Here is a 26,559-nt window from a genome sequence, read left to right on the forward strand (position 1 = left end):
CACCCCCCAGGTCATGCCTTCGACAGGGGGACACAGTCATGCCGGGCCCGGAGGCCAGCGGTCCCGTTGCAGGACCGCGAAAAACATAACGGGGGAGCGAGCCCGCCGCAGGCGCCCCGTCACGTCCGGAGCGATCTCCCGAAGCCCGCCGCCAGCGGCATCCGCAGGCCCAGCGGCGGCGGCGCCGCCAGCGCGTCCGCGACCGGCCGCGCGTACAGCCCCGTGAAGAGCGAGCCGCGCACGAAGTCCACGGCCAGCGCGTGCACTTCCTCCTGGTACTGGCGCAGCGCGTGCCCGTCCGAGTGCACCTCGAAGCGGCAGACGTCCCGGTGGGACTTCTTGGCGCGCTCGGCGAGCCGGTAGGACAGCTCCGGGTCGGTGCGCGCGTCGTTCGTGCCGTGCACGATCAGCACCCGCCGGTCCACCAGCTGCTCCACCGGCTCCGGCTCCGCCGCCATGTCGTCCTCCGGCAGCCACGGCGCCAGCGCCAGCACGGAGTTGACCGCGGGATGGCCCGCCGCCCGCAGCGCGGCCCGTCCGCCCATGCCGTGACCGGTCAGACACACCGGCACGTCGCCGTAGCGGCGTACGACCTCCTCGACGGCCCACGCCGCGTCCGCGGCGAGTTGTGCGTCGGGGCCGTTCCAGCCCCGGCCGCGGTAGCGGACGCTGTGCACGGTCAGGCCGTCGTCGCGCCCCGCCCTGGCCAGCGTGCGGCCCAGCGGCAGCACCGCCGCGGACGACAGGGCCGACGCCCTGCGCGCCGACTCCGGCTCGCCGTCCGGCAGGAGCAGCACCACACCGGCCACCGCCGAATCGCCGCCGCCGCCCAGGAAGACGGAGCGCCGCGGCAGACTGCCCAGCCTCGCCCGCGGCGGTGTCCGCCCCTCTCGTGCCACGTGCGCGACCGTCGCCTCACCGGCTGCGCTCGCCCCTCCGGCCGCGGCGGCCGGACGCCCCCACCACCGGGGCAGTGCGTGGTGTCCCATGGCAGAACAGTCTCAGAAGGCGAGGTGTACGCCACCCGTACGCGCGGTCACTGTTACGTATCGACAGGCGATCCGAAGGGGCGCGCTCTACGCGCGTAGGCGCTAGAGTGCCCAGATGACGAGCCAGACCCTCAATTCGCCCACCTCGGACCAGATCCGCCGCGCCCCGAAGGTGCTGCTCCACGACCACCTCGACGGTGGTCTGCGGCCCGGCACGATTATCGACCTCGCCCGTGACGCCGGCTACGAGGCACTGCCGGAAACCGAGCCCGACAAGCTCGGCATCTGGTTCCGGGAAGCCGCCGACTCCGGATCGCTGGAGCGCTACCTGGAGACCTTCGCCCACACCTGCGCCGTCATGCAGAGCCGTGACGCGCTGTTCCGGGTGGCCGCCGAGTGCGCGCAGGACCTGGCGGAGGACGGTGTCGTCTACGCGGAGGTCCGCTACGCCCCCGAGCAGCACCTCGAGGCCGGGCTGAGCCTCGAGGAGGTCGTCGAGGCGGTCAACGAAGGCTTCCGCGAGGGCGAGCGGCTGGCCAGGGCGGACGGCCACCGCATCAGGGTCGGAGCCCTGCTGACCGCGATGCGGCACGCCGCCCGCGCCCTGGAGATCGCCGAGCTCGCCAACGCCTACCGCGACAAGGGCGTCGTCGGCTTCGACATCGCCGGCGCGGAGGCCGGCTTCCCGCCCACCCGGCACCTCGACGCCTTCGAGTACCTCAAGCGCGAGAACAACCACTTCACCATCCACGCGGGCGAGGCGTTCGGCCTGCCGTCGATCTGGCAGGCCCTTCAGTGGTGCGGCGCCGACCGCCTCGGCCACGGCGTACGGATCATCGACGACATCGAGGTCGCCGACGACGGCTCCGTGACCCTGGGCCGGCTCGCGGCGTACGTGCGGGACAAGCGCATCCCGCTGGAGATGTGCCCGACGTCCAACCTCCAGACGGGGGCCGCGGACTCGATCGCGCAGCACCCCATCGGGCTGCTGCGGAAACTGCACTTCAGGGCCACCGTGAACACCGACAACCGGCTGATGAGCGGCACCAGCATGACCCGTGAATTCGAGCTGCTGACCGAGGCGTTCGGATACACGCTCGACGACATGCAGTGGTTCACCGTCAACGCGATGAAGTCCGCGTTCATCCCTTTCGATGAACGACTGGCGATGATCAATGACGTGATCAAGCCCGGTTTCGCCGAGCTCAAGTCCGAGTGGCTGTTCAAGCAGACCGCCACCACCGGGAATTGAGCGCCGGGGTCACCCGTACGCCGCCTACCCGAAACGGCCGGAGCCGTCAATTTCCGGCCGTTTCGCGGTGTTTGCGGCGGCTGTGCGAAGCTGGCTAGCTTGCAGAGTCGCTCATGTTCCCGTCCCCAAGGATCCGTTCCTGATGAAGCAGTCTGCTGCCAAGACCCTCGGTGTCGCCGCTCTCGGCGCCGCCTTCGCCGCCGCCGCCGCGGGGAGCGCCTCCGCGGCCTCCACGGTGCCCGCCCCGACCCAAGCGCTGGGCAACGTCTCCCACACGCTGCCGCTCGACGAGGTCACCGGAAAGCTCCCGGCGGGCGCTGCCGAGACGCTGACCGGTGATCAGGGCGCGCTCACCGACAGCGCGTCCACCCTCCCCGCCACCGCGCAGGGCACCGTCGGCGAGGTCGCCCCGGCCGGCGCGACCGACCCGGTCGCCGGTCTGCTCGGCGGCCTGCCGGTGCTCGGCGGCGGTTCCCCCCTCGGCGCGCTGGGCGGCCTGCCGGTGAACGGCCTGGTGCCCGGCCTCTGAGCCCGACGACATCGCCGCAGAGCGACGTGCGCGGGGCGCACACCCGGACAGGGTGTGCGCCCCGCGGCGCTTGTGCCAGGATCGCCGCCATGCGAGCCACGACCACCGGACTTCGTGCACTCGGTGCCCTCTGCGCACTGCTGCTGGCCACGGCCGCCTGTACGGGACACGACGGCCCCGGCCCGGCCGGCGCGGCGCCGGCGGGAACGGTCCCGGCCACCGGCGCCGGAGGGGCCAAGGGCGGTGACGGCCCCGGCGGTGACGCGTCCGTACCGCTCACCGCGCCCGAACTGGAGCGGGCGGCCCTCGCCACCGGCGATCTGCCGGGCTTCCAGGTCTCCGCCGGACAGAGCGCACTGGCGCCGGCGGGCCGGCCCCGCGCCGACAAGGCCGCGTGCCAGCCGCTCGCCGACGCCATGGGAGCGGAACCCGACCCGCGGGCCCGTCACACCGTGGACCGGGGCCTCGGTTCGCTCGACAGCCTCGGCCTCGCCGTTTCGGCGTCACTCAGCTCGTACCGCGAGACGGACGCGAAGGCACTGATCGACGGTCTCGAAGCGGCGGTCGCCGCGTGCGGCGCCGGCTTCGTGGCGACACTGGACGGCCGCGGCGCCACCTACCGCCAGGTCCAGGCGGTGCCGTTCAACGCCCGCGGCGGCGACGAGAGCGTCAGCTGGACCGCGGTCGCCTCCGACGAGGTGGCCGTCGCGCCCGTACACGTGGTCGTCGTCCGCTCGGGCGCGACCGTGGCCCGCTTCACGGCGTTCGACCTCGCGGGCCGCAAGCCGCCGCGGGTGCCCGGAGAGGTCGTCGGCGAACAGCTCGCGAAACTCGCGCACCGGCTCGCCCGCTGACCGTCCCGGACGACGGGTCACCAGGCATCGGTGGCCGTCTTCTCGGCCGGCAGCAGTATCCACAGCGCCAGGTAGAGCAGGACCTGCGGGCCCGGCAGCAGACACGAGGCCACGAAGATCACGCGCATCGTGGTGGCCGACATACCGAAACGCCTGGCCAGCGCTGCGCACACGCCGCCGATCATGCGGCCGTCACGGGGGCGGGCAATTGCGGCCATGGTGGGCTCCTTCACGAGTGGTTTCCCGGGAGCCTCTCCGTGTGCTCCCGATGTATCCATGGTGACGTCGCGAAGGTGATGAAGCGTCGCTCTACGGGGCGATCCCGACCCTGGGAATCGTCGGGGTCGAGCCCTGAGCGCTCTCCTCCCGGAGCATCACGCCGCGTCGCACCTCGCGCTCACGGCCGCGCGGCGCGGCCCCCGAGCGGGCACGCAGCAGCCTGCGGCGCAGCCGGGCCCGGCCCGCGGGCACGACGGCGAGGTGGGCGAGCGCGACGCCCGCCGTGTTCAGCATCAGCGAGTCGACGTCGACGACCTGGCCGGGGACCCCGGTCTGCAGCAGCTCGATCCCCAGCGACATCAGCGCGCCCGCGGCCACCGTGCGGGTCAGCGACGCCCAGGGGGACACGGCGAGCCGGCCGCTCACCATCGGCAGCAGAATTCCGAGAGGCGCCAGCAGGAGCAGCCCGCCGCCGATGCGCCGGACGGCCTCCACGGGCCCCAGCTCCAGAGCGGTCCTGATCCCGGCGAACGGTTCCAGATTCGCCGCCGTCACCCACATGACGTCGAGTGGCCGCAGCGTCAGCCAGGACACGAGCAGCAGATGGACGAGGAGGAGGGCGACCCCCGCCGCGCGGAAGCTGATGGCGGCACTGCCGCCCGAACCTTGACGCTGCACGCACCCCTAGACGCACACGCGGCGCGAAACGGTTCCGCAGGGATTCCGGTACGGATTCCGGTGTGCTTTCCGGCGCGGTGGGCGAGTGCCGCTACGAGGCCGCCGGGGCCGGTGAGGGCAGTGCGCTCAGCGTGGGCACCGCGCCCTCCGGCCGCTCCTTGGTGAGCGTGGAGCAGGCGTACGCGCGCGGCGCGTAGTCCCCCGGCCCGCCGAGCAGCACGGCGCCGCCCTCCCCGGCGGCCCGGCTCTCCGCCAGGGTGCACACGATCTGGGCCAGCGCCGGAGTCGGCAGGTCCTCCGGCTGGCGGCTCAGCCGCAGGGTCCCCGCCGGGTCGTCGCCCCTGGCGCCGTTCACCCGCAGCGGTCCGCGGACGTACGTCGTGAAGCCCGCCTCCTGCTCCGGTGGCGAAGGCTCCTCCAGCAGCTCGTCCAGGACCGCCTGGGCGAATGCGGGCGGACTGTCGGCGGCCCTGCTCTCGACGATCTCGGCCGTACGGTCGACGGGCACGAGCTGAGCGGCGCACATCAGATACACCCTGACCGGCACGCCCTGCTCCTGCGCCTGCGGGCTGATGCTCGAGCCGGACACCTCGCACGGGACCCGCGAGGGCGCCGGCCCGGCGTCCACCGGCACCTGTGTGGTCCTGATCCCGCACCCGCCGAGGGCGAGCACCAGGGCGGCCACCGCGACTGCGGCCGCCGCCGGACCGCGCCCGCCGCGGCGACGCCGGAGCGCGCCGGTCCCGTACGCGGCACGCGCGCTGCCTATGACGGCCCCCGTCCCCACCGCTGTCACAGCGCGTCTTCCTCTCCCCGCTCGTCGCTCTCGTCCGCGCCCGTGCCGTCCGCGCCGCCCGGCAGCGCCGAGACGTCGCGCGGCAGCCGCAGCACGAACACCGCGCCGCCGCCGTCGGGGGAGTTCGCCGCGGTGATGTCGCCGCCGTGGATGTGCGCGTTCTCCACGGCGATCGACAGCCCGAGACCGCTGCCCTCGGAACGCGGCCGGGACGCGCTGGCCTTGTAGAACCGGTCGAACACGTGCGGCAGGACCTCTTCCGGAATGCCCGGGCCGTGGTCCCGAACCTCGATCACCAGCTCGTGGTCGACGGGCCGCACGGACACCCGGACCGGGGAGCCGCCGTGCTTGAGCGCGTTGCCGATCAGATTGGCCAGGATCACGTCGAGCCGGCGCGGGTCGAGCCGCGCCATGATGCCGCGCTCCGCGTCCAGCTCCACCGCGTCCAGCCAGGCGCGGGCGTCGATGCAGGCGGTGACCTGGTCGGCGACGTCCACGGTGTCCAGCACGAGCCGCGCGGTGCCCGCGTCGAAGCGGGTCACCTCCATCAGGTTCTCCACCAGGTCGTACAGCCGCCGCGTCTCGCTGACCACCAGGTTGACGGCCGGGGCGATCATCGGGTCGAGGCTGTCCGCCTCGTCCTCCAGCACCTCGGTGACGGCGGTCAGCGCGGTCAGCGGCGTACGCAGCTCGTGCGACATGTCGGCGACGAAGCGCCGGCTGGACTCGTCGCGGGCGCTCATGTCGGCGACCTTCTTCTCCAGCGCCGCCGCCGTCTTGTTGAACGTCCGCGAGAGCTCGGCCAGTTCGTCCGTGCCGGAGACCCGCAGCCGGGTGTCGAGCTTGCCCTCGCCGAGCTGCCTGGCCGCCTCGCCCAGCCGGTGCACCGGCCGCAGCACGGTCGTCGCCGCGGCCTGCGCGAGCAGCGCGGAGCCGATCAGGGCGAGCAGCGTGGCGATCCCCAGCGACCAGGCGAGCGAGTTGAGGTCCTGGCGCTCCTGGTCGAGCGACTTGAACATGTAGCCGGTCGGCCCGCCGCCGACGATCCGCGTGCCGCCCACCAGATACGGCGTCCCGCCGCGCTCGGTGCGCTGCCAGAACAGGTGGTACGGCACCGTGTTCCCCGCGGCGATCTGCTGCCGGTCGTCGACCGCGTCCCGCAGCGACTGCGGCACGTCCGCCATGGTGAAGGCATCCTGGTCGGAGACGCCGACGATCGGCTTGCCCTCCGCGCGTTCGCCGATCAGCAGCACGCTGTAGCCCTTGTCGCCGTCCGCCATCCGCTCGGCCGTCCGCTGCAGATCGTCCTGCGTGGGCCGCAGCGGCAGCGCGGCGGCGTGGCTCTGCATGTCCTGCCGGAAGTCGTCGAGCGCCGCGTCCTGGGTACGGGTCAGCACCGCCTCCCGGTTGAGCCAGTACGCGATGCCGGACGCGGACACGGCCGCGGTGAGCGCGACGAGCCCGAAGACCACCACCAGGCGCAGCCGCAGACTGGTCAGGCGGATCCCGGCGAGAATGCCGCGGCGCGGCCCACCGGCCTCCCCGGTGTCACGGCTCACCGGACGGTCCCGCCTCTGACGTGCGGTTCTCTCACTGCGGGACGTCCAGCCGGTAGCCCACGCCGCGCACCGTGCGGATCAGGGTCGGCGAGGACGGCACGTCCTCCACCTTCGCCCGCAGCCGCTGCACGCACGCGTCCACCAGACGCGAGTCGCCGAGGTAGTCGTGTTCCCACACCAGCCGCAGCAGTTGCTGACGCGACAGCGCCTGCCCCGGCCGGCGGCTCAGTTCCAGCAGAAGACGCAGCTCGGTCGGCGTGAGCTGCAGATCCTCGCCGTTCTTGGTGACCGTCATCGCGGAACGGTCGATCACCAGGGAGCCGAACGTCGCCGAATCGGTCGACTCCCGCTCGCCGCGCCGCAGTACGGCACGGATACGGGCGTCCAGCACCCGTCCCTGGACCGGCTTGACGACATAGTCGTCGGCACCGGACTCCAGACCCACCACGACGTCGATGTCGTCGCTGCGGGCGGTCAGCAGGATGATCGGCAGCTGGTCGGTGCGCCTGATCCGGCGGCACACCTCGAAACCGTCGATCCCGGGCAGCATCACATCCAGCACGATCAGGTCGGGCCGCTGCTCACGCAGCAGTTTCAGGCCGTCCTCTCCCGTCGCCGCGGTGGCCACTCGGTGGCCCTGGCGTGACAGCGAGAGTTCGAGGGCCGTGCGGATGGCGTCGTCGTCCTCGATCAGCAACAGGAAAGGCACGGGGGTCATTCTGGCCCATGGGGAGCCCCAGTTCGACTCCCCGGGGTCTCAGGACGGCAACGCACCCGACTCCTTTCCTTGTGACGCGCCTGTGACAGTCGGCGGACACCGCCATGAAACAGCCCCGGCAGAGTTCTCAGCACACCGAACGAAACAGACTCCACTCGACGGGGGGCGCGGGATGAACGCACTGCACAGCACCACCTCAAGCGCAGTTGTGACACGTCTCCACGACGTCGCCGTCGTGCGGAGCACCGAGAAGTCCGGCGCCGTGAACGGGCGGGGGTGCGTTCGCGGCGCCGGGCGTCAGCACAAGCCGTCGTCCGCGGAGCAGGGGCGCCAGCCCTTCATGGCGGTGGTTGACGCACCCACGGGGGGAAGCGGGACCGCGTACGGGGAGGTCACGGGGGAGCGGACGTCCTGCTCGGAGGCCGAGTTCACGGCCTACGTGAGGGAACGCCGCGCCTCCCTGTACGCGACGGCCTACCACCTGACCGGTGACCGTTACGAGGCGGAGGACCTGCTGCAGAGCGCGCTCTTCTCCACGTACCGGGCCTGGGACCGGATCAGCGACAAGGCGGCGGTCGGGGGCTACCTGCGCCGCACGATGACGAATCTGCACATCAGCGCCTGGCGCCGGCGCAAGCTCAACGAGTACCCCACGGAGGAGCTGCCGGAGACGGTCGGCGACACCGACGCCATGCGGGGCACCGAGCTGCGCGCGGTCCTGTGGCAGGCGCTCGCCAGGCTCCCCGAACTCCAGCGCACGATGCTGGTCCTCCGCTACTACGAGGGCCGCACCGACCCGGAGATCGCGGACATCCTGGACATCAGTGTCGGCACGGTGAAGTCGAGCATCTGGCGGTCGCTCCGCCGGCTGCGTGAGGACGAGGTCCTCAGCTTCGGCCGTGACGAGGAAGAGTCCTTCGGCGAGCTGGTGGCCTGAAGGCAACGGGGGAAACACGGGGGCCGCCGTTTCGGGGGAGACGGCGGAAGGGATCCACGGGGGACACGGGGATCCACGGGGGAACGGAGCGGGGCCGGACAGACCGGGGGGTTCTGTCCGGCCCCGCTCCTGTTGTCTGCGGGCGCGTGAACGGGCGGGGCCGCCCTGCCGGTTCACGCCTCCGGTCGCCGGTGGCGGCGGGGTGGGCCTCCGGCACCGGCCGCCCTGCGGGCTGTGCCGCCGAGGATGTGCGGCAGCGGCCCGCCGCTGCGAGGCGGCCGAGCGCTTCGGGCCCTGCCGCCTGGGGCGCGCAACAGTGCCGCCCGCGCCGGGGGCGTGAACCGCCCGGGCCGTCCTGGCCGTAGGCGTACGGCAGCGGGCCGAGTGCCGCGGCCTTGCCGCAGGGGTGCGCGCCCAGCCGGGGGCCCGGCGGGCTGCACGGTGCCGGCCGCGTCGGAAGTGAACCGGTCGGGCTGCCCTGGCTGTCGGGTCGTCGGCGACGGCACCCCGCGCCCGGCGGGCTACGCCGCGGAGGGGGTGCGGCAGCGGCCCGCTGCCGCGGCCGCGAGGCGGCCGAGGGCCTCCGCCTTGCCGCAGGGGTGCGCGCCCAGTCCGGCCTGGCGGGCGACGATGCCGCGCTCCGCGCGCATCAGGCGCCAGCCGCGGCGCAGCAGGAACGGGACCGACTTGCGGCCCTCACGCAGATCGCGCGCCAGCCGGCGGCGGAACGTCGTGGACGGCCGGCCGCGCAGGCACAGCGCGTCGGCCAGGACGCCCAGCTCCTCGCAGCGGCGCACGATGTCGGCCGCGAAGATGCCCTCGGCGACGAACAGCGGGGTGCGGTCGATGTCGAGCGTCTCCGTACCCGTCCGGGAGCTGGTCGCGATGTCGTACACCGGCACGGCGGTCCGGCCGCTGCGGCACAGTTCCGCTATCGCCTCGACCGCGGCGTCCGCGTCCCAGGAGGACGGCGAGTCCCAGTCGATGTCCGTGCTGCCCGTCACCAGGGGAAGCGTCGGGTCGTTGCCCTCTTTGTAGAAGTCGTCCAGGCGCAGGACCGGCAGGCCGGTGCGGGCGGCGAGAGAGGACTTTCCGGAACCGGAGGGGCCCGCGAGCAGCACGACGCGGGTCGGGATGGGTTGGGAACTCACGGGAGACAAGTGTGACGCATGAACGGCCCCCGGAACCCCTCGGGCTCCCGGTTGGTAGGAGCGTCACAGTCCCGGCTACGTCACGTACGCGCACGATCACACGATTGGTCAGGAAAACATGGCTCGTCACGCAGCTTCCAGGAACCAGCGGCGCGCACTGCTGCGCGCGGGACTCACCGTCATGGCGGCGGGCGCCGCTCTCGGCGCGGGCGGAGCGGCCGCGCACGCCGCCCCCGCCGCCGGGGCGGACGCGGTCGCGGGCGGGCCGCTGGGGGCCGCGACGGGGCTGCTCACCAACTCGGTGAGCGGGGTGAGCGAGCTCAAGAGCCTCCAGCTCCACCCGCTGGCCAACACCGGCGTGGACCCGCTCGACAACGCGGTGGGCACCCAGGTCGCCGACTTCAAGCCGGTCAGCACCGCGTTCGCGACGGACAACATCACCAAGGGTCAGGCGCTCGAGGACCTGCCGGTGGCCGGCCCGGTCGCCGGCGGACTGCTGCCGTAGCCGACCTCAAGGAAGAAGCAAGGAAGAAGCAAGGAAGAAGCAAGGAAGAAGCAAGGAAGAAGCAAGAAGCCCCTGCCTCCGGACGGAGAGGCAGGGGCTTCGGTCCGTGGGCGTCAGTACGCCGTGGACGTCAGTACGCCGAGCCGGACGCGCCGAGCGAACCGGTCGGGTGCCAGACCGTCTTGGTCTCCAGGAACGCCGTCAGACGGTGCGTGCCGGGATCGGCCGAGAAATCCACAGCCTGTGGACGCAGCACGCGCTTGAGGTTGTCCGCGGCGGCGACCTCCAGCTCCTTCGCCAGCACCTCGTCGGCGCCGGTGAGGTCGATGCCGTTGACGTCCTGGTGCGCGGCCAGCGGCGCCGCGAGCTCCGCCGTACGCCCGGAGAGGATGTTGACCACCCCGCCGGGCAGGTCGGAGGTGGCGAGCACCTCGCCCAGCGACAGGGCCGGCAGCGGGGTCTTCTCCGAAGCGATCACCACGGCCGTGTTGCCGGTCGCGACGACCGGCGCGACGACCGAGACGAGCCCGAGGAACGACGACTCCTGCGGCGCGACGACCGTCACCACGCCCGTCGGCTCCGGGGTGGAGAGGTTGAAGAACGGGCCCGCGACCGGGTTCGCGCCGCCCGCGATCTGGGCGATCTTGTCTGTCCAGCCCGCGTACCAGACCCAGCGGTCGATCGCCGCGTCGACGACGTCCGCGGCCTTCGACTTCGACAGGCCCTCGGACTGCGCGACCTCGCGGACGAACTGGTCCTTGCGGCCCTCCAGCATCTCGGCGATGCGGTAGAGGACCTGGCCGCGGTTGTACGCGGTCGCGCCCGACCAGCCGCCGAACGCCTTGCGCGCGGCGACGACCGCGTCACGCGCGTCCTTGCGGGAGGAGAGGGGCACGTTGGCCAGCCACTTGCCCTTTGCGTCGGTCACCTCGTACACCCGGCCGCTCTCGGAGCGGGGGAACTTGCCCCCGACGTACAGCTTGTAGGTCTTGAAGACGCTCAGTCGCATCGGCTCAGACATCGAGGTACGCCTCCAGACCGTGACGGCCGCCCTCGCGGCCGAAGCCCGACTCCTTGTAGCCGCCGAACGGCGAGGTCGGGTCGAACTTGTTGAACGTGTTGGCCCACACCACACCGGCGCGGAGCTTGTTCGCCACCGCGAGGATGCGGGAGCCCTTCTCCGTCCAGATGCCGGCGGACAGGCCGTACTGGCTGTTGTTCGCCTTGGCGACCGCCTCGTCCGGGGTGCGGAACGTCAGCACGGACAGCACCGGGCCGAAGATCTCGTCGCGCGCGATCCGGTGCGCCTGGGTGACGTTCGTGAACAGCGTCGGCGCGAACCAGTAGCCGGAGGCCGGCAGCTCGCACGCCGGGGACCAGCGCTCCGCGCCCTCCGCCTCGCCGGCCTCGACGAGCGTGGTGATGCGGGACAACTGCTCCGGGGAGTTGATCGCGCCGATGTCGGTGTTCTTGTCCATCGGGTCGCCGAGGCGCAGCGTGGACAGCCGGCGCTTGAGCGCGTCGAGCAGCTCGTCCTGGATCGACTCCTGGACCAGCAGGCGCGAGCCCGCGCAGCAGACCTGGCCCTGGTTGAAGAAGATGCCGTTGACGATGCCCTCGACGGCCTGGTCGAGCGGGGCGTCGTCGAAGACGATGTTGGCGCCCTTGCCGCCCAGCTCCAGGGTGACCTTCTTGCGCGTGCCGGCGATCTCGCGCGCGATGGCCTTGCCGACCGCGGTCGAGCCGGTGAAGGCGACCTTGTCCACATCGGGGTGGGCGACGAGCGCGGCGCCGGTGTCCCCGTAGCCGGGCAGGATGTTGACCACGCCGTTCGGCAGGCCGGCCTGGCGGCAGATGTCCGCGAAGAACAGGGCGGACAGCGGCGTCGTCTCGGCGGGCTTGAGGACCACCGTGTTGCCCGTGGCCAGCGCCGGGGCGATCTTCCACGCCAGCATCAGCAGCGGAAAGTTCCACGGGATGACCTGGCCGGCGACGCCCAGCGGGCGCGGGTTCGCGCCGTAGCCGGCGTGGTCGAGCTTGTCGGCCCAGCCCGCGTAGTAGAAGAAGTGCGCGGCGACCAGCGGGAGGTCCGCGTCGCGGGTCTCCTTGATCGGCTTGCCGTTGTCCAGGGTCTCCAGGACGGCCAGCTCACGGCTGCGCTCCTGGATGATCCGGGCGATGCGGAACAGGTACTTGGCGCGCTCCCGGCCGGGCAGCGCCGACCACTTGCCGAACGCCTTGCGGGCGGCCTTCACCGCGCGGTCCACGTCCTCCGCGCCGGCGCGGGCGACCTCGGAGAGGACCTCCTCGCTGGAGGGCGAGACGGTCTTGAAGACCTTGCCGTCGGCGGCGTCGGTGAACTCGCCGTCGATGAACAGCCCGTACGACGGGGCGATGTCGACGATCGACCGCGATTCGGGTGCGGGTGCGTATGCGAATACGGAAGCCATGATGATCAGTCCACCGTCACGTAGTCAGGGCCGGAGTAGCGGCCGGTCGCCAACTTCTGCCGCTGCATCAGCAGGTCGTTGAGCAGGCTCGACGCGCCGAAGCGGAACCAGTGGCTGTCCAGCCAGTCCTCGCCCGCGGTCTCGTTCACCAGGACCAGGAACTTGATCGCGTCCTTGGCGGTACGGATGCCGCCGGCGGGCTTCACGCCCACCTGTACCCCAGTCTGCTCCCGGAAGTCCCGGACGGCCTGAAGCATCAGCAGGGTGTTCGCCGGGGTCGCGTTCACCGCCACCTTGCCGGTCGACGTCTTGATGAAGTCCGCGCCGGCGATCATGCCGAGCCACGAGGCACGGCGGATGTTGTCGTACGTGGAGAGCTCGCCGGTCTCGAAGATGACCTTGAGCCGGGCGCTGCCGGAGGCGTCCCGCACGGCGCGGATCTCCTCGTACACCTTCATGTAGTCGCCGGCCAGGAAGGCGCCGCGGTCGATCACCATGTCGATCTCGTCGGCGCCGGCGGCGACCGCGTCACGGACGTCCGCGATCTTCACCGGGAGGGCGGCGCGCCCGGCCGGGAAGGCGGTGGCCACGGAGGCGACCTTGACGTCGGAGCCCTTCAGGGACTCCTTCGCGGTCGCCACCATGTCGGGGTAGACGCAGACCGCGGCGGTCGTCGGGGTGCTGCGGTCGGTGGGATCGGGGTTGACGGCCTTGGCGGCGAGCGCCCGGACCTTGCCCGGGGTGTCCGCGCCTTCGAGCGTCGTCAAGTCGATCATGGAGATGGCCAGATCGATGGCGTACGCCTTGGCCGTTGTCTTGATGGAACGCGTACCGAGGGACGCCGCGCGAGCCTCCAGACCGACGGCGTCGACGCCGGGCAGCCCGTGCAGGAAGCGGCGCAGAGTGCTGTCGGACGCGGTCACGTCGGGGATGGGGGTCCCGCCCACGCCGAAGGCTGTGGGGGAGGGTGCGGTCTTGGGCATGGTCACCAGATGAGCATATCTACGCGCGTAGCGACCTGTACAGGGGGTGAGGTGTGACGCGTGGCGTCCGCGGCGCCGAGCCGTGACCTCTCCGGCACCGGCCCGTGGCGTCCGCCCGGGCCGCGTGCGGCAGAATCGGAACCATGACGAGCCCCCAGCAGCCAGCGCCCTCCACCGACAGCGACCGGGTCTTCCGCTCGTCCGCCGGAATGGCGGGCGGCGGGCTGCTGCTCGCGCTCCTCGGCTGGATGGTCGTCGACGCCGTCGTGCGCGGCGAGGGCCGCACCCCGTGGCTCGCCCTCGCCGGCGGACTGCTGGCGGTCCCGGTCGTCGTCGCGTTCAGCTTCCGGCCCGCGGTGTTCGTCGGTGATGACGGCATCCGGATCAGGAACCCGTTCCGCAGCATCGTCCTGCCCTGGGGCGCGGTGACCGACGTACGGGCCTCCTACTCGAGCGAGATCTTCACGCGCGGCGGTGCGAAGTACCAGCTGTGGGCCATCCCCGTCTCACTGCGCAAGCGCAAGATCGCCGCGCGCAGGCAGGCGCAGGCCGCTCACGACGACCCGCACGGCCGGACCTCGGTGCACGCCGACGTCGACGACGCCAAGTCCCGAGTGGCGCCCGCCGACCAGACCATCGCCGACCTGCGGGAACTGGCCGAACGCCGCTCGCGCGCGCCGGAGGCGCAGGGTGAGCCGCAGATCCGCTGGGCCTACGAGATCATGGCCCCGGCGGCGGCCGGAGCGGTCCTGCTGGCGACCCTGCTCGCCACGGGCTGACGGCCGGGCCCGGTCGGGGCCCGGCCCGGACGTGTCAGATGCCCGCCGCCGCGGCCAGGTCCTGCTTGATGCGGGCCAGCACCGCCGCCGCACGCTCGCGCGCCGGGCGCAGACCGCTCGCGTCGGCGACCGGCACCACGACCTCCAGATAGCACTTCAGCTTCGGCTCCGTACCGCTCGGGCGCACGATGACACGGGCCTTGAACTCACCCTCGAGGTAGTACCGCAGCCCGTCGGTCGGCGGCAGCCTGTCCGTGCCGAGCGCCAGGTCCTCCGCGCCGGTCACCCGCAGCCCGGCCAGCTCCGCCGGCGGCCGCTCGCGCAGCGCACGCATCGCGTTCGCGATGACGCCCAGGTCCTCGACCCGTACGGACAGCTGGTCGGTCGCGTGCAGTCCGTGCTCGACGGCGAGGTCGTCGAGCAGGTCGCCGAGCGTACGGCCCTGCTCCTTCAGCTCGGAGACCAGCTCCGCGACGAGCAGCGCGGCCGTGATGCCGTCCTTGTCGCGCACGCCCTCGGGGTCGACGCAGTAGCCGAGCGCCTCCTCGTAGCCGTAGCGCAGGCCCTCGACGCGGGCGATCCACTTGAAGCCGGTGAGCGTCTCCTCATGGCCGACGCCCGCCGCCGCGGCGATCCGGCCGAGGAGCGACGAGGAGACGATCGACTCGGCGAAGACCCCGGTCGCGCCCTTGTGCACGAGGTGCTCCGCCAGCAGCGCGCCGACCTCGTCGCCGCGGAGCATCCGCCAGCCCGCGTCGGCCGTCTCGTCGGGGACGGCGACGGCGCAGCGGTCGGCGTCCGGGTCGTTGGCGATGACCACGTCCGGGACGACGGCACGTGCCGCCTCGAACGCCAGGTCCATCGCCCCCGGCTCCTCCGGGTTGGGGAACGCCACCGTCGGGAACGCCGGGTCCGGGTCCGCCTGTTCGGCGACCAGCGCCGGCGCGGGGAAGCCCGCCCGGTGGAACGCGGCCGTCAGGACGTCCTTGCCGACGCCGTGCATCGCCGTGTAGACGATGCGGGCGGTACGGGGCGAGCCGGCGGTCAGCACGGCGTCCGTACGGGCGAGATAGGCGTCGATCACCTCGTCACCGAGGGTCTCCCAGCCCTCGTCGGCGCGCGGTACGTCGTCGAGGCTGCGGATCGCGTCGATCTCGGCGGCGATCTCCGTGTCGGCCGGCGGCACGATCTGCGAGCCGTCGCCCAGGTACACCTTGTAGCCGTTGTCGCGCGGCGGGTTGTGGCTCGCGGTCACCTCGACGCCGGCCACGGCGCCCAGCCGCTTTATGGCGAAGGCGAGCACGGGCGTGGGCAGCGGTCGCGGCAGCACGGCGGCGCGCAGGCCGGCGGCGACCATGACGGCGGCGGTGTCGCGGGCGAAGTCCGCGGACCGGTAGCGGGCGTCGTACCCGACGACGACCAGCCCGCCCTCCTGGCCCCGGGCCTTCAGATAGGCCGCGAGCCCGGCGGCGGCACGGATCACGACGGCCCGGTTCATCCGCATCGGCCCGGCCCCCAGCTCGCCGCGCAGCCCGGCGGTGCCGAACTGCAGCGTGCCGCTGAACCGGTCGGCCAGCGCGTCGAGATCCTGGGCGTCGATGAGCCTGCCGAGCTCGTCCCGGGTCTCACTGTCGGGGTCCTCCGCGAGCCATGCCTTGGCCCGAGCGATGAGGTCCTGGTGCACGGTTGATCCGCCTCTCGTCTCTGCTACGTCGAGTGTGCGTGGTGGGGAGGCGTGGGGTCGCGCCCGCGGCGGGTGTGTTCCCCACCCCGCCCCTTCCCGAACCGGGGGCGCTGCCCCCGGCCCCCCGGGCCCCCGCGTCTCGATCTCCGACGGGGCCGGGTGTGGCCGGTCTTGTCGGGGCTCCGCCCCGAGCCCTGCGCCTCAGTCTCCCCTGCGGCCTGGCGGCCGCGGGGGCCCCAGGCGGGGCCGGGTGTCCCGCCTCAGACTCCCCCTGCGGCCTGGCGGCCGCGGGTGGGGGTGCCTCCCAGGCCGCCCAGGCGTCGGGGGAGTGTCCCCGGCGGGGCTCGAGTTGCCGGGCCGCACGCCCCCGCGTCCGAACGGCCGCAGGGCTGGGAGCTTGCCGTCGCCTCAAACGCCGGCGGGGCTGGAGTAGCCCGGCCCGCAGGCACCTCCCACGGCCGCCAGGCCGCAGGCGGAGATCGAGGCCATCGCGCGGAGCGCGCTACCGGGACCGCCCGCATCCGGGGCGGGCCCCGAAGACGTGCCCGGCGCGCCGGTGGGTCAGATGCGGTCCAGGACCCGCGTCAGCAGCGCGCCCATCCGTGCCGCCGAGTCCCGGCCCGCCTGGAGGACTTCCTCGTGGTTCAGGGGCTCGCCCGACAGGCCCGCCGCCAGGTTGGTGACCAGGGAGATGCCGAGAACCTCCGCGCCCGCCTCGCGTGCCGCGATCGCCTCGAGGACCGTGGACATGCCGACCAGGTCGCCGCCGAGCACGCGGACCATGTTGATCTCGGCCGGGGTCTCGTAGTGCGGGCCGGGGAACTGGACGTAGACGCCCTCCTCGAGCGTGGCGTCCACCTCCTTGCACAGGGCGCGCAGGCGCGGCGAGTAGAGGTCCGTCAGGTCGACGAAGTTCGCGCCGATGATCGGGGACGCCGCCGTCAGGTTGATGTGGTCGCTGATCAGCACCGGCTGCCCCGGGCGCATGCCCTCGCGCAGACCGCCGCAGCCGTTGGTCAGGATCACCGTCTTGCAGCCGGCGGCGACCGCGGTGCGCACGCCGTGGGAGACGGCGGAGACGCCGCGGCCCTCGTAGAAGTGCGTACGGCCGAGGAAGACGAGCGCGCGCTTCTGGCCGATGCGGTACGAGCGGATCTTGCCGCCGTGGCCCTCGACCGCCGGCGGCGGGAAGCCGGGCAGTTCGGTGACGGGGAACTCGGCCTCCGGGACGCCGAGCGCGTCGACGGCGGGAGCCCAGCCGGAGCCCATCACCAGGGCGACGTCGTGGGTCTCGGTGCCCGTCAGCTCGCGTAGGCGTGCGGCGGCGGAGTCGGCCGCGGCGTGGGGGTCGGCGAGTGCGCCGACGAGGTCCGGATTCACAGATGCGTTCACGCGGACGAGGGTAACCCGTGACTTCCTACGCGCGTAGATGACGCAGCCGACGGTCTTCGGATCGTTGTCTTGTTGTTTCCCACGAAGAGACGACTACCGGCCACACAGCCGGCGGCCGCCCGTCAGCAGGGCCGCTTGCGCAGCTCCATCACATAGTCGTGCGGCGCCCCCGCCGACTCCGCGGCGTCCGCGAGTTCGCCGAGGTAGCGCGCGGAGGGCAGGCCGCCCTCGTAGGCGTTCAGCACATACATCCAGGCCGCCTCCTCGCCGTCCAGCGTGGCGACCCGGACCCGCATCCGCCGGTATATGTCGAGGCCGACGCCTTCCCAGCGGTCCATCGAGTCCTCGTCCATGGGCGCGATGTCGTACAGCGCGACGAAGACCTGCGAGCGCGGCGCCTCCACGATCGTGGCCAGCGCGCCCTCCCAGCCCATCTGCTCGCCGCCGAATGTCAGCCGCCAGCCGTTGAGCCAGCCGGTGCCGCGCAGCGGTGAGTGCGGGGCGCGGCGGGACATCAGCCGCGCGTCGAGGTTGCCGGCGTACGCGGCGTAGAGCGACATGGGGTCGAGGGTACGGGAGGGTGGCGAAGGACCGCCCGTTCCGCGTGGCGCGGCACCCTCCGGAGGGTGCTGGACATGCCAACGATGGTGGTCGGGGCCGTATGGAGGCCCCGGGGGGAGAACGCCTGAACGATGCGGGACAATGAAGTACGTACTGCATGCCACCGGGGGCATCCCCGGAACCCCGGCAGAGCGGGCAGGCAGGCCGGGATCGACACTGCGAGGCGGACTTTTTCGTGACCCGGATCGTGATCATCGGCGGCGGACCCGGCGGGTACGAGGCGGCCCTCGTGGCCGCTCAGCTCGGCGCGGAGGTGACCGTCGTCGACTGCGACGGCCTGGGCGGGGCATCGGTGCTGACCGACTGCGTACCGTCGAAGACCCTGATCGCCACCGCCGAGGTCATGACGACCTTCGACTCCTCCTATGAGGAGCTCGGCATCATCGTGGCCGACGACACCCCGCACATCGAGCAGGCGGCCCGCGTCGTCGGCGTCGACCTGGGCAAGGTCAACCGCCGTGTGAAGCGCCTCGCACTCGCGCAGTCCCACGACATCACCGCCTCCGTCACCCGGGCCGGCGCCCGCGTCATGCGCGGCCGCGGCCGCCTCGACGGGCAGCAGGCGACGGACGGCTCCCGCAAGGTGATCGTCCGCGCGGCCGACGGCACGGAGGAGACGCTCGTCGCGGACGCCGTGCTGATCGCGACCGGCGGCCACCCGCGGGAGATCCCCGACGCCAAGCCCGACGGCGAGCGCATCCTCAACTGGACGCAGGTGTACGACCTGGACGAGCTCCCCGAGGAGCTCATCGTGGTCGGCTCCGGCGTCACCGGCGCCGAGTTCGCGGGCGCCTACCAGGCGCTCGGCTCCCGGGTCACCCTCGTCTCCTCCCGCGACCGCGTGCTGCCGGGTGAGGACCCGGACGCGGCCGCCGTCCTCGAGGACGTCTTCCGCCGCCGCGGCATGAACGTCATGGCCCGCTCCCGCGCCGCGGCGGTGAAGCGTGTCCCCGGACCCGCAGGACCACAGGGACCCTCTTCGCCGAAGGCGGGCAAGGAGGGACGGGTCGGCGACCGGGTGGAGGTCACGCTCTCCGACGGCCGCGTCATCTCCGGCACGCACTGCCTGATGGCCGTCGGCGCCATCCCGAACACGGCGGGCATGGGCCTGGAGGAGGCCGGCGTCCGGCTCAAGGACTCCGGCCACATCTGGACCGACCGGGTGTCCCGTACGTCGGCGCCCGGCGTGTACGCCGCCGGTGACGTCACCGGCGTCTTCGCCCTCGCGTCCGTCGCGGCGATGCAGGGCCGTATCGCGGTCTACCACTTCCTCGGCGACGCGGTCACCCCGCTCAACCTGAAGACCGTGTCGTCCAACGTCTTCACCGACCCCGAGATCGCCACGGTCGGCTACAGCCAGGCCGACGTCGACGCCGGCAGGATCGACGCCCGCGCCGTCAAGCTGCCGCTGCTGCGCAACCCGCGCGCCAAGATGCAGGGCATCAGGGACGGCTTCGTCAAGATCTTCTGCCGGCCGGGCACGGGGATCGTCGTCGGCGGCGTGGTCGTCTCGCCCCGCGCGTCGGAACTGATCCATCCCATCTCGATCGCGGTCGACAACAACCTGACGGTCGAGCAGATCGCGAACGCGTTCACGGTCTATCCGTCCCTGTCGGGCTCGATCGCCGAGGTGGCACGCCAGTTGCACACCCGGAAGACGGCGGACGAGGGGTAAAACCCGGCGAACCCCGGGCACTCCGCCCGGGAGCCGATCAACTAAGAGGCCGCCTATACCACTTGGCGGCCTCTTAAGTGCGCAACTTCCGCTATCCGGCGCATAGAGCTGAAAACTGACGGGCGGTGGGGTTACTGTCAGTTTCGTGTTCGCTGCAGAACGTCGCCAATTGATCCTCGAAATGGTGCGTGCCAACGGGGCCGTGTCGCTCCGTGAGCTCGCCCGCGTCGTCCAGACCTCAGAAGTGACCGTACGGCGTGACGTGCGGGCACTGGAGGCAGAAGGACTCCTCGACCGCCGGCACGGCGGTGCGGTACTGCCGGGCGGTTTCACCCGCGAATCCGGCTTTCCGCAGAAATCCCTGTCCGCGACCGCCGAGAAGACGGCCATCGCCGACCTCGCGGCGGCCCTCGTAGAAGAGGGCGAGGCCATCGTGGTCGGCGCGGGGACGACGACGCAGGAGCTGGCCCGCCGGCTCGCACGCGTCCCCGGCCTCACCGTGGTCACCAACTCCCTGCTGGTCGCCCAGGCGCTCGCGCACGCCAACCGGGTCGAAGTCGTCATGACGGGCGGGACGTTGCGCGGCTCCAACTACGCGCTCGTCGGAAGCGGCGCCGAGCAGTCCCTCCAGGGGCTGCGGGTCTCCCGCGCGTTCCTCTCCGGGAGCGGGCTCACCGCCGAGCGCGGCCTGTCCACGTCCAACATGCTCTCCGCGAGCGTGGACCGGGCGCTGGTGCAGGCGGCGGCGGAGGTCGTGGTCCTCGCGGACCACACCAAGCTCGGCACGGACACGATGTTCCAGACCGTGCCGACCGACGTGATCACCCGCCTCGTGACGGACGAGCCGCCGGCGCACGACGAACGGGCGGCGACCGAGCTGCAGGCGCTCGCGGACCAGGGCGTGCAGATCGCGGTGGCGGGGGCGGGCGCGGCGGCGCCACGGCCCGAGGTGCCGCTGCCGGGTCAGCGGCGTACCCGCGCGGGCCTCCGCAGCACGGGCGCCCTGACCCCCGAACCGCTCCCGGACCGCCCGGCCCGCGTCGCCGACCTCCGCCGCCGCTGAGGCCGGCGGCCGGTCTCGTCGGGGCTCCGCCCAGCCCCGGCGCCGACCGGGGCTGACCCGGTGACGGGCTTGCGCCGTCGATGCGGTGGGCCGGTCCTGTCGGGGCTCTGCCCCGGGCCCCGCGCCTCAATCGCCGGCGGGGCTGAAGTGGCCCGTTCGTCGCGTCAGCCGCTGTCGGAGACCGGAGGTGCGGCGGGGGCGCACGGGTCGGCCTGGGGGAGGGGTGTGTCCGGGACGTAAGGCGTCGCAACTCGCGCGAAGCGCGGTGAGGACAGCAGTCCCGGGCGTGCCCGCCGGAGCGGCACCCGGACGCAGGCACACAGGCCCGGGCCACGCCCGGGATACGCGGACTCCGGTGCCGGCCCAGGCCCCCGGACCGTGACGGCCGGGCTACGCCCGGAGGCCCCGTAGCGTCAGCGTCAGCAGGCGGTCCGCCAGCTCCGGGTCCGCCGGGTCCTGCTCCGCCGCGAGGGCGATCGCGTTCGTCAGCTGCATCAGGTCGCCGATCGACACGTCCGCACGGACCGCGCCGGACTGCTGCGCCCGCCCCAGGAGGCGTTCACCGGCGTCGCGCAGCGGGACGCTGCATGCCGACAGGGCCGAGTTCTCGTCGTGGGACGCGGACATCAGCGCCCGGGCCAGCCCGCGGTATTCACCCGCGTGAGTGATGAGGGAACGCAGCCACTCCACCAGCGCCGCGCACGGCTCCGGTGCGTCCGCCAGATCGTGCGAGCGTCTCAGCAGGTCGGCCAGCGCCTCCTGGAACACCGCGTTCATCATGGCGTGGCGGTTCGGGAAGTGGCGGTACAGCGTGCCGATGCCCACGCCCGAACGGCGGGCGATCTCCTCGAGCGACGCGTCGGTGCCGCGCTCCGCGAACACGGCCCGCGCCTCGGTCAGCAGCCGTTCGTAGTTGCGCCGCGCGTCGGCGCGTTTGGGCCTCAAATCGGTCACGAGGTCAAGGATGCCGGACGTCACCGGGCGGGCGGCTGCGGTGGGCAGCACCCGGGCGGCGCCGGCTCCGCCCGGTGCGGCGCGAAGGCCGCGTCCGCCGCCTGCCGGTACGGCCGCCGGGACATCCGCGTCACGAGCAGCCACATGTCGCGCTCCTTGCCCAGGTCCTGCGGCAGTACGAGCCCCAGCGCGTCCGCCAGCGGCTTGCGCCCGGTGTTCACCAGCGCCCGTACCGCTGCCGCCCACTCGTCCGTGGCGGCCACCGCTGCCCGGTACCAGACCGGGATCAGCAGGAGCAGTGCCACCGCGGTGACGAGGAGCAGCGCTTCGTCCGCCTTGGAAGAGGCGAGCGCCGCCAGCGCAGCGGTGGCCGTGACGCCGTGCCCGTACAGCAGCGCCACGAAGAAGTCGGCGCTGCTGCGCGCGGTGTCGACCTGGCGGCCGATCTCCTTGGGGGCGGTGCCGGTGAGCTCGTTCCACAGGACCTGGGTGTCGAGCCGGTAGCGGTCGTACCCGTACTCCTCGAAGCGGCGGATGGCGTTGCCGAGCCGGGTGGGGGCGATCTGTTCGTCCGCGGCGGGGTAGCGGGCGAGGCGCTCCTGCAGCAGGGCGGCCCGGATCGGTGTCCCGGCGCCGGTCTGCTCGATACGGGCGGTGATCTGTTCCCTGCGGGCGCGCTGGATGCGGCAGCCGCGGTCGTATGCGCGGCGCGGCCACAGCAGGTAGCCCTCCAGCAGCCGGTAGAGCGGCGCCTGCAGGGCGTTGAGGACGAGCCCGAGCAGGACGGAGGCGACGAGGAGCAGCAGCATCGTGTGGGCGGAGGACGCGGGCCACAGCCGCTCCATGAGCGCGGTCCCCCGCAGGCTCGGCGCGACGGCGGTGAAGAAGACGGCGAGGTTGATCGCGGCGGGCAGCACCCAGCCCGCGACGAGCGACCAGCCGCCGCCGAGGACGCCTTTGGCGATGTCTCCCACGGCTCAGTCCCGGTCCCAGTCGTCGTCCGGGTCGAGGACCGGCCCGGGCGGGCCGACGTGCCAGTCCCCGGCGAGCCGCGCGGCGGCGTCGGGTATCGCGTCGTGATCGTTCGGCTCGAGCACCGTGACCGTGCCGCCCGGCGACTCCTCGGCCAGGATCCGGACGAGTTCCTCCGGCACGGGCGTGCCGTCGGCGGTCGCGGGGACGACGTCCGCTGTGCCGGGGTGCCCGGCACGCCACTCGACGACCGACCACGCGAGCCGAGCCGCGCCGCCGTCCTCGGGGAGCAGCACGGTCACCGTGTCCGTGCCGTACTCCAGCTCGGTCTCCCAGCCGTCCCGAATGAGGCGGCCACGCAGTGAACGGGCGTGCTCCACCGCGAGTTCGGGGCCCTCCACCCTGAGCCGGATCCTCATACGCGTCCCCCCGGTCCGTCGGCATCGTCGTCTGGCAGGTGCAGCATAGGACGGCACAGCCGAAGGGCCCCCGGCGGATGCCGGAGGCCCTTCGGCGGACGGACGGAAGACGTCAGTCCTTGATCTCGCAGATCGTGGCGCCGGACGTGAGCGACGCGCCGACCTCGGCGGCGAGGCCCTTGATCGTGCCGGACCGGTGGGCGTTGAGAGGCTGTTCCATCTTCATGGCCTCCAGGACGACGACCAGGTCGCCCTCCTTGACCTCCTGGCCCTCCTCGACCGCGACCTTGACGATCGTGCCCTGCATGGGAGAGGCGAGGGTGTCGCCGGACGCGGCCGACGACGACTTCTTCGCCGCCCGGCGCTTGGGCTTCGCGCCCGCGGCCAGGCCGGTGCGGGCCAGCGTCATGCCGAGCGAGGACGGCAGCGACACCTCGAGGCGCTTGCCGCCGACCTCGACCACGATGGTCTCGCGGCCGGTCTCGTCCTCCTCCGCGTCCGCGGGGACGGTGAACGACTTGATCTCGTTGACGAACTCCGTCTCGATCCAGCGGGTGTGGATCCGGAACGGGTCCGCCGTGAACGCCGGGTCGGCGACGACCGCGCGGTGGAAGGGGATGGCCGTGGCCATGCCCTCGACGTTGAACTCCGCGAGCGCGCGCGCCGCGCGCTGCAGCGCCTGCTCGCGGGTCGCGCCGGTCACGATCAGCTTGGCGAGGAGGGAGTCCCACGCCGGGCCGATCACGGAGCCGGTCTCGACACCCGCGTCCAGTCGCACACCGGGGCCGCTGGGCGGGGCGAAGGCGGTGACGGTGCCGGGCGCCGGGAGGAAGCCCCGGCCCGGGTCCTCGCCGTTGATCCGGAACTCGAACGAGTGACCGCGCACGGCCGGGTCGCCGTAGCCCAGCTCCTCGCCGTCGGCGATACGGAACATCTCGCGGACCAGGTCGATGCCGGTGACCTCCTCGGTCACCGGGTGCTCGACCTGGAGGCGGGTGTTGACCTCCAGGAAGGAGATCGTGCCGTCGACGCCGACGAGGAACTCGACGGTGCCGGCGCCGACGTAACCGGCCTCCTTGAGGATGGCCTTCGACGCGCGGTACAGCTCCGCGTTCTGAGCCTCTGACAGGAAGGGCGCGGGGGCCTCCTCCACCAGCTTCTGGTGTCGGCGCTGCAGCGAGCAGTCACGTGTCGAGACGACCACCACGTTGCCGTGGGTGTCGGCCAGGCACTGGGTCTCGACGTGGCGCGGCTTGTCGAGGTAGCGCTCGACGAAGCACTCGCCGCGGCCGAAGGCGGCGACCGCCTCGCGGACCGCCGAGTCGTACAGCTCCGGCACCTCTTCGAGGGTGCGGGCGACCTTCAGGCCGCGACCGCCACCGCCGAAGGCGGCCTTGATGGCGATCGGCAGCCCGTGCTCCCGCGCGAACGTCACGACCTCGTCGGCGCCGGACACCGGGTCCGGGGTGCCGGCGACCAGCGGGGCGCCGGCACGCTGGGCGATATGGCGGGCGGCGACCTTGTCACCGAGGTCGCGGATCGCCTGCGGCGGCGGGCCGATCCAGGTCAGTCCGGCGTCCATGACGGCCTGGGCGAACTCCGCGTTCTCGGACAGGAAGCCGTATCCGGGGTGGACGGCGTCCGCCCCCGAATCGGCTGCTGCCTGAAGCACCTTGGCCATGTCCAGATAGCTGGCGGCCGGGGTGTCACCGCCCAGGGCGAACGCCTCGTCGGCCGCGCGGACATGCAGAGCATCCCGGTCCGGGTCGGCGTAGACGGCTACGCTCGCGATCCCGGCGTCCCGGCAGGCACGGGCAACGCGGACAGCGATTTCGCCACGGTTGGCGATGAGCACCTTGCGCACGATGGCTCCCTCCTTGAAACAAGCTGAGTTTAGGGACTGCCGACACGGCCTTTCGACCCGTCCCCAATGGTGAGCTTGCCCACACGGAGCGTGATTCGAGGCTCGCTCGAGCGCGAAATCCCTTGTCGCACCACGGTACGACGGGTTCCTCTCCCGCACAGTAGCCCTCTGGTGTGGTCAAGGTCTCTGTCTGTGAACGCAGCGGGCCGGAGCGTTTCTTTGTGGAGTCCCTACGAATGGCCCAATGATTCTTTGCCGGCCGACCGGGCGTGCCCGATCCCTTGCCCCCGCGTTTACCGGTCAGTAGCCTCGCCGCTGTCGTACGTACTTCCGGTACACACAGGGTTGGGGGCGCCGTGGTGCGCAGACCGGTGGCCGTGGTGGCTGCGCTTGTCCTGCTGGCGGAGGCCGTCGGCATCGTCGTGCTCAACGGCATCATGGCCACGTTCGTGGACGCCCAGCGGATGTCGCTCGACGGCCTCGACACGGATGTCATGGTGACCGCGACGTGGGGGCTCGGCATAGGAACCGGGCTGCTGCTCGCCCTGGCCGGCGTGCTGCTGCTGGTCGTGGCGGTACGGGACCGGGCGCCCGGCCGCTTCACCCGTGTCCTGGTGATCGGCCTCGCCGTCGTGCACGGCGTGCTCGGCGCGCTGACGGTGGGTCTGGTCGGCTGGAGCGCCTTCGCGTTCATGATGGTGGTGCTGGGGCTGCTGGTGGCGTCGCTGATCGTGTACGGCAAGGAGCGGCCGGCGGACGAGCCGGAGGCGCCGGCGGGTCCTGGCGACCCTGCCGGTCCGGCCGTGGGCGGGGTGGCGTCGCCCGCGTGAGGCGTCCTACGCCTCCTGCTCGGCCCAGAGGTCGGTGATCGAGAAGCCCAGCTCCGCCAGGAGCCGGCGCAGCAGCGGCAGCGACAGACCGATGACGTTGCCGGGGTCGCCGTCGATGCCGTCGATGAACGGCGCGGAGCGCCCGTCCAGGGTGAACGCGCCCGCGACGTGGAGAGGTTCGCCGCTCGCCACGTACGCGGCGACCTCGGCGTCCGACGGCTCGCCGAACCGCACCGTCGTCGACGCGGTCGCCGACGCGCGGCGGCCGGTCGCCGTGTCGATCACGCAGTGTCCCGTTCGCAGGACGCCCGCCCTGCCGCGCATCGCCTTCCAACGGGCGGTCGCCTCCTCGGCGTCGGCGGGCTTGCCGAGCGCCTCGCCGTCGAGTTCCAGGACGGAGTCGCACCCGATCAGCAGCGCACCGGCGGCGTCGGGCCGGGCGGCGACGGCCGCGGCCTTCGCCTCCGCGAGGACGAGCGCGAGCTCGGAGGGCGTGGGCGCGGTGAGAGCGTCCTCGTCGACGCCGCTGACGATCACCTCGGGTGCGAGACCGGCCTGCCGCAGCAGGTTCAGCCGGGCAGGGGAGGCGGAGGCGAGCACGAGACGAGTCATGCGGCCCATCGTAAACGGGCGCCTTCCGCCGCCGAGGTTTCTGGCCCCGGGCCCCTTTTTGAGTACGCGTACTC

General features: G+C 72.5%; 27 protein-coding genes. 9 read left to right on the plus strand and 18 right to left on the minus strand.

From position 1 onward, the window contains the following. Positions 1-119: 119 nt before the first annotated feature. Positions 120-989 (minus strand): alpha/beta hydrolase, encoded by an 870-nt coding sequence (locus ACFYOP_RS13555; RefSeq protein WP_356897054.1) that lies wholly within the window; start codon positions 987-989, stop codon positions 120-122. Positions 990-1,104: 115 nt separating this feature from the next. Between ACFYOP_RS13555 and ACFYOP_RS13560 the strand changes: the two genes are divergently transcribed. The 3 genes from ACFYOP_RS13560 to ACFYOP_RS13570 all read left to right on the plus strand — a co-directional run bounded on the left by ACFYOP_RS13560 (position 1,105) and on the right by ACFYOP_RS13570 (position 3,624). Further along, entirely contained in the window at positions 1,105-2,241 is a 1,137-nt protein-coding gene (locus ACFYOP_RS13560) for an adenosine deaminase (protein ID WP_356897056.1), read from the plus strand. Positions 2,242-2,383: 142 nt separating this feature from the next. Next, on the plus strand, positions 2,384-2,770 hold the full coding sequence (locus ACFYOP_RS13565; RefSeq protein WP_356897058.1) for an ATP-binding protein: 387 nt from the start codon (positions 2,384-2,386) through the stop codon (positions 2,768-2,770). An 89-nt stretch (positions 2,771-2,859) separates the two neighbouring features. Next, positions 2,860-3,624: a hypothetical protein gene (locus ACFYOP_RS13570; protein WP_356897060.1), complete on the plus strand. Its 765-nt coding sequence runs from the start codon at positions 2,860-2,862 to the stop codon at positions 3,622-3,624. 17 nt (positions 3,625-3,641) lie between these two features. On the opposite strand, the gene ACFYOP_RS13575 is transcribed toward ACFYOP_RS13570, so the two are convergent. From ACFYOP_RS13575 to afsQ1, 5 genes are all read right to left on the minus strand, one after another. Beyond that, positions 3,642-3,842 carry a PspC domain-containing protein gene (locus ACFYOP_RS13575; protein WP_356897062.1) on the minus strand — a complete coding sequence of 67 codons (201 nt, stop codon included), beginning with the start codon at positions 3,840-3,842 and terminating at the stop codon, positions 3,642-3,644. 91 nt (positions 3,843-3,933) lie between these two features. Then, positions 3,934-4,521, minus strand: a complete 588-nt coding sequence (locus ACFYOP_RS13580) for a VanZ family protein (RefSeq protein ID WP_356897064.1) — start codon at positions 4,519-4,521, stop codon at positions 3,934-3,936. Between the two features lie 91 nt (positions 4,522-4,612). Continuing rightward, the gene (locus ACFYOP_RS13585) at positions 4,613-5,317 is read right to left on the minus strand and encodes a hypothetical protein (RefSeq protein WP_356897066.1); all 705 of its coding nucleotides are present in this window, start codon (positions 5,315-5,317) and stop codon (positions 4,613-4,615) included. Next, complete coding sequence (locus ACFYOP_RS13590; RefSeq protein ID WP_356897068.1) at positions 5,314-6,876, minus strand: HAMP domain-containing sensor histidine kinase; 1,563 nt, start codon at positions 6,874-6,876, stop codon at positions 5,314-5,316. Before ACFYOP_RS13590 ends, ACFYOP_RS13585 begins: the two co-directional genes overlap by 4 nt. A 31-nt stretch (positions 6,877-6,907) precedes the next feature. Next, complete coding sequence (gene afsQ1, locus ACFYOP_RS13595; RefSeq protein WP_175257369.1) at positions 6,908-7,585, minus strand: two-component system response regulator AfsQ1; 678 nt, start codon at positions 7,583-7,585, stop codon at positions 6,908-6,910. Positions 7,586-7,766: 181 nt separating this feature from the next. Here afsQ1 and ACFYOP_RS13600 point away from each other — a divergent pair, with 181 nt between their 5' ends. Beyond that, positions 7,767-8,531 (plus strand): SigE family RNA polymerase sigma factor, encoded by a 765-nt coding sequence (locus tag ACFYOP_RS13600; protein ID WP_356897070.1) that lies wholly within the window; start codon positions 7,767-7,769, stop codon positions 8,529-8,531. Positions 8,532-9,052: 521 nt separating this feature from the next. On the opposite strand, the gene ACFYOP_RS13605 is transcribed toward ACFYOP_RS13600, so the two are convergent. Beyond that, positions 9,053-9,682, minus strand: a complete 630-nt coding sequence (locus ACFYOP_RS13605; protein ID WP_356897072.1) for a hypothetical protein — start codon at positions 9,680-9,682, stop codon at positions 9,053-9,055. A 118-nt stretch (positions 9,683-9,800) separates the two neighbouring features. Here ACFYOP_RS13605 and ACFYOP_RS13610 point away from each other — a divergent pair, with 118 nt between their 5' ends. Next, positions 9,801-10,187 carry a hypothetical protein gene (locus ACFYOP_RS13610; protein ID WP_356897074.1) on the plus strand — a complete coding sequence of 129 codons (387 nt, stop codon included), beginning with the start codon at positions 9,801-9,803 and terminating at the stop codon, positions 10,185-10,187. Between the two features lie 130 nt (positions 10,188-10,317). Here ACFYOP_RS13610 and ACFYOP_RS13615 read toward each other — a convergent pair whose 3' ends face one another. From ACFYOP_RS13615 to deoC, 3 genes are read right to left on the minus strand one after another with little or no spacing between them, the layout of a single operon-like run. Then, positions 10,318-11,208 carry an aldehyde dehydrogenase family protein gene (locus tag ACFYOP_RS13615; protein ID WP_356897076.1) on the minus strand — a complete coding sequence of 297 codons (891 nt, stop codon included), beginning with the start codon at positions 11,206-11,208 and terminating at the stop codon, positions 10,318-10,320. Next, positions 11,201-12,637, minus strand: coding sequence for an aldehyde dehydrogenase family protein (locus tag ACFYOP_RS13620; protein WP_356897078.1), 1,437 nt, complete (start codon positions 12,635-12,637; stop codon positions 11,201-11,203). The genes ACFYOP_RS13615 and ACFYOP_RS13620 overlap by 8 nt, the downstream gene beginning before the upstream one ends. 5 nt (positions 12,638-12,642) lie before the next feature. Then, positions 12,643-13,620, minus strand: coding sequence for a deoxyribose-phosphate aldolase (gene deoC / locus ACFYOP_RS13625; RefSeq protein WP_356897303.1), 978 nt, complete (start codon positions 13,618-13,620; stop codon positions 12,643-12,645). A 143-nt stretch (positions 13,621-13,763) separates the two neighbouring features. Here deoC and ACFYOP_RS13630 point away from each other — a divergent pair, with 143 nt between their 5' ends. Next, positions 13,764-14,399, plus strand: coding sequence for a PH domain-containing protein (locus ACFYOP_RS13630; protein WP_356897080.1), 636 nt, complete (start codon positions 13,764-13,766; stop codon positions 14,397-14,399). A 34-nt stretch (positions 14,400-14,433) separates the two neighbouring features. On the opposite strand, the gene ACFYOP_RS13635 is transcribed toward ACFYOP_RS13630, so the two are convergent. From ACFYOP_RS13635 to ACFYOP_RS13645, 3 genes are all read right to left on the minus strand, one after another. Next, entirely contained in the window at positions 14,434-16,083 is a 1,650-nt protein-coding gene (locus ACFYOP_RS13635; RefSeq protein ID WP_356897082.1) for a phospho-sugar mutase, read from the minus strand. 561 nt (positions 16,084-16,644) lie between these two features. After that, complete coding sequence (locus ACFYOP_RS13640; protein ID WP_356897084.1) at positions 16,645-17,475, minus strand: purine-nucleoside phosphorylase; 831 nt, start codon at positions 17,473-17,475, stop codon at positions 16,645-16,647. Between the two features lie 122 nt (positions 17,476-17,597). Beyond that, positions 17,598-18,035 (minus strand): gamma-glutamylcyclotransferase, encoded by a 438-nt coding sequence (locus ACFYOP_RS13645; protein WP_356897086.1) that lies wholly within the window; start codon positions 18,033-18,035, stop codon positions 17,598-17,600. Positions 18,036-18,271: 236 nt separating this feature from the next. Here ACFYOP_RS13645 and ACFYOP_RS13650 point away from each other — a divergent pair, with 236 nt between their 5' ends. Both ACFYOP_RS13650 and ACFYOP_RS13655 read left to right on the plus strand, forming a co-directional pair. Further along, positions 18,272-19,771 carry an NAD(P)H-quinone dehydrogenase gene (locus tag ACFYOP_RS13650; RefSeq protein WP_356897088.1) on the plus strand — a complete coding sequence of 500 codons (1,500 nt, stop codon included), beginning with the start codon at positions 18,272-18,274 and terminating at the stop codon, positions 19,769-19,771. 181 nt (positions 19,772-19,952) lie between these two features. Beyond that, entirely contained in the window at positions 19,953-20,834 is an 882-nt protein-coding gene (locus ACFYOP_RS13655; protein ID WP_388451613.1) for a DeoR/GlpR family DNA-binding transcription regulator, read from the plus strand. 390 nt (positions 20,835-21,224) lie between these two features. On the opposite strand, the gene ACFYOP_RS13660 is transcribed toward ACFYOP_RS13655, so the two are convergent. From ACFYOP_RS13660 to ACFYOP_RS13675, 4 genes are all read right to left on the minus strand, one after another. Then, a complete protein-coding gene (locus ACFYOP_RS13660; RefSeq protein WP_356897092.1) occupies positions 21,225-21,788 on the minus strand; it encodes a helix-turn-helix domain-containing protein in 564 nt (187 codons plus the stop codon). 20 nt (positions 21,789-21,808) lie between these two features. Next, complete coding sequence (locus tag ACFYOP_RS13665; protein WP_356897094.1) at positions 21,809-22,762, minus strand: hypothetical protein; 954 nt, start codon at positions 22,760-22,762, stop codon at positions 21,809-21,811. A 3-nt stretch (positions 22,763-22,765) separates the two neighbouring features. After that, positions 22,766-23,179: a hypothetical protein gene (locus ACFYOP_RS13670; RefSeq protein ID WP_356897096.1), complete on the minus strand. Its 414-nt coding sequence runs from the start codon at positions 23,177-23,179 to the stop codon at positions 22,766-22,768. Positions 23,180-23,291: 112 nt separating this feature from the next. After that, positions 23,292-25,043 (minus strand): biotin carboxylase N-terminal domain-containing protein, encoded by a 1,752-nt coding sequence (locus ACFYOP_RS13675; RefSeq protein WP_356897098.1) that lies wholly within the window; start codon positions 25,041-25,043, stop codon positions 23,292-23,294. Between the two features lie 380 nt (positions 25,044-25,423). On the opposite strand from ACFYOP_RS13675, the gene ACFYOP_RS13680 reads away from it, so the two are divergent. Then, complete coding sequence (locus tag ACFYOP_RS13680; RefSeq protein WP_356897100.1) at positions 25,424-25,873, plus strand: hypothetical protein; 450 nt, start codon at positions 25,424-25,426, stop codon at positions 25,871-25,873. Positions 25,874-25,879: 6 nt separating this feature from the next. On the opposite strand, the gene ACFYOP_RS13685 is transcribed toward ACFYOP_RS13680, so the two are convergent. Continuing rightward, complete coding sequence (locus ACFYOP_RS13685) at positions 25,880-26,494, minus strand: nucleoside triphosphate pyrophosphatase (RefSeq protein WP_356897102.1); 615 nt, start codon at positions 26,492-26,494, stop codon at positions 25,880-25,882. Positions 26,495-26,559 lie beyond the last annotated feature (65 nt).

Source organism: Streptomyces sp. NPDC006294 (assembly GCF_042870895.1).
Taxonomy (GTDB): domain Bacteria; phylum Actinomycetota; class Actinomycetes; order Streptomycetales; family Streptomycetaceae; genus Streptomyces.

What these genes read in the sequence shown, in the direction of transcription:
- ACFYOP_RS13560 (WP_356897056.1), top strand. Translation starts at nt 1,105, where the DNA reads ATGACGAGCCAGACCCTCAATTCGCCCACCTCGGACCAGATCCGCCGC.
- ACFYOP_RS13670 (WP_356897096.1), bottom strand. Translation starts at nt 23,179, where the DNA reads ATGAGGATCCGGCTCAGGGTGGAGGGCCCCGAACTCGCGGTGGAGCAC.
- ACFYOP_RS13565 (WP_356897058.1), top strand. Translation starts at nt 2,384, where the DNA reads ATGAAGCAGTCTGCTGCCAAGACCCTCGGTGTCGCCGCTCTCGGCGCC.
- ACFYOP_RS13620 (WP_356897078.1), bottom strand. Translation starts at nt 12,637, where the DNA reads ATGGCTTCCGTATTCGCATACGCACCCGCACCCGAATCGCGGTCGATC.
- ACFYOP_RS13610 (WP_356897074.1), top strand. Translation starts at nt 9,801, where the DNA reads ATGGCTCGTCACGCAGCTTCCAGGAACCAGCGGCGCGCACTGCTGCGC.
- ACFYOP_RS13685 (WP_356897102.1), bottom strand. Translation starts at nt 26,494, where the DNA reads ATGGGCCGCATGACTCGTCTCGTGCTCGCCTCCGCCTCCCCTGCCCGG.
- ACFYOP_RS13615 (WP_356897076.1), bottom strand. Translation starts at nt 11,208, where the DNA reads ATGTCTGAGCCGATGCGACTGAGCGTCTTCAAGACCTACAAGCTGTAC.
- ACFYOP_RS13570 (WP_356897060.1), top strand. Translation starts at nt 2,860, where the DNA reads ATGCGAGCCACGACCACCGGACTTCGTGCACTCGGTGCCCTCTGCGCA.
- ACFYOP_RS13630 (WP_356897080.1), top strand. Translation starts at nt 13,764, where the DNA reads ATGACGAGCCCCCAGCAGCCAGCGCCCTCCACCGACAGCGACCGGGTC.
- ACFYOP_RS13645 (WP_356897086.1), bottom strand. Translation starts at nt 18,035, where the DNA reads ATGTCGCTCTACGCCGCGTACGCCGGCAACCTCGACGCGCGGCTGATG.
- ACFYOP_RS13575 (WP_356897062.1), bottom strand. Translation starts at nt 3,842, where the DNA reads ATGGCCGCAATTGCCCGCCCCCGTGACGGCCGCATGATCGGCGGCGTG.
- deoC (WP_356897303.1), bottom strand. Translation starts at nt 13,620, where the DNA reads ATGCCCAAGACCGCACCCTCCCCCACAGCCTTCGGCGTGGGCGGGACC.
- ACFYOP_RS13600 (WP_356897070.1), top strand. Translation starts at nt 7,767, where the DNA reads ATGAACGCACTGCACAGCACCACCTCAAGCGCAGTTGTGACACGTCTC.
- ACFYOP_RS13555 (WP_356897054.1), bottom strand. Translation starts at nt 989, where the DNA reads ATGGGACACCACGCACTGCCCCGGTGGTGGGGGCGTCCGGCCGCCGCG.
- ACFYOP_RS13655 (WP_388451613.1), top strand. Translation starts at nt 19,953, where the DNA reads ATGGTGCGTGCCAACGGGGCCGTGTCGCTCCGTGAGCTCGCCCGCGTC.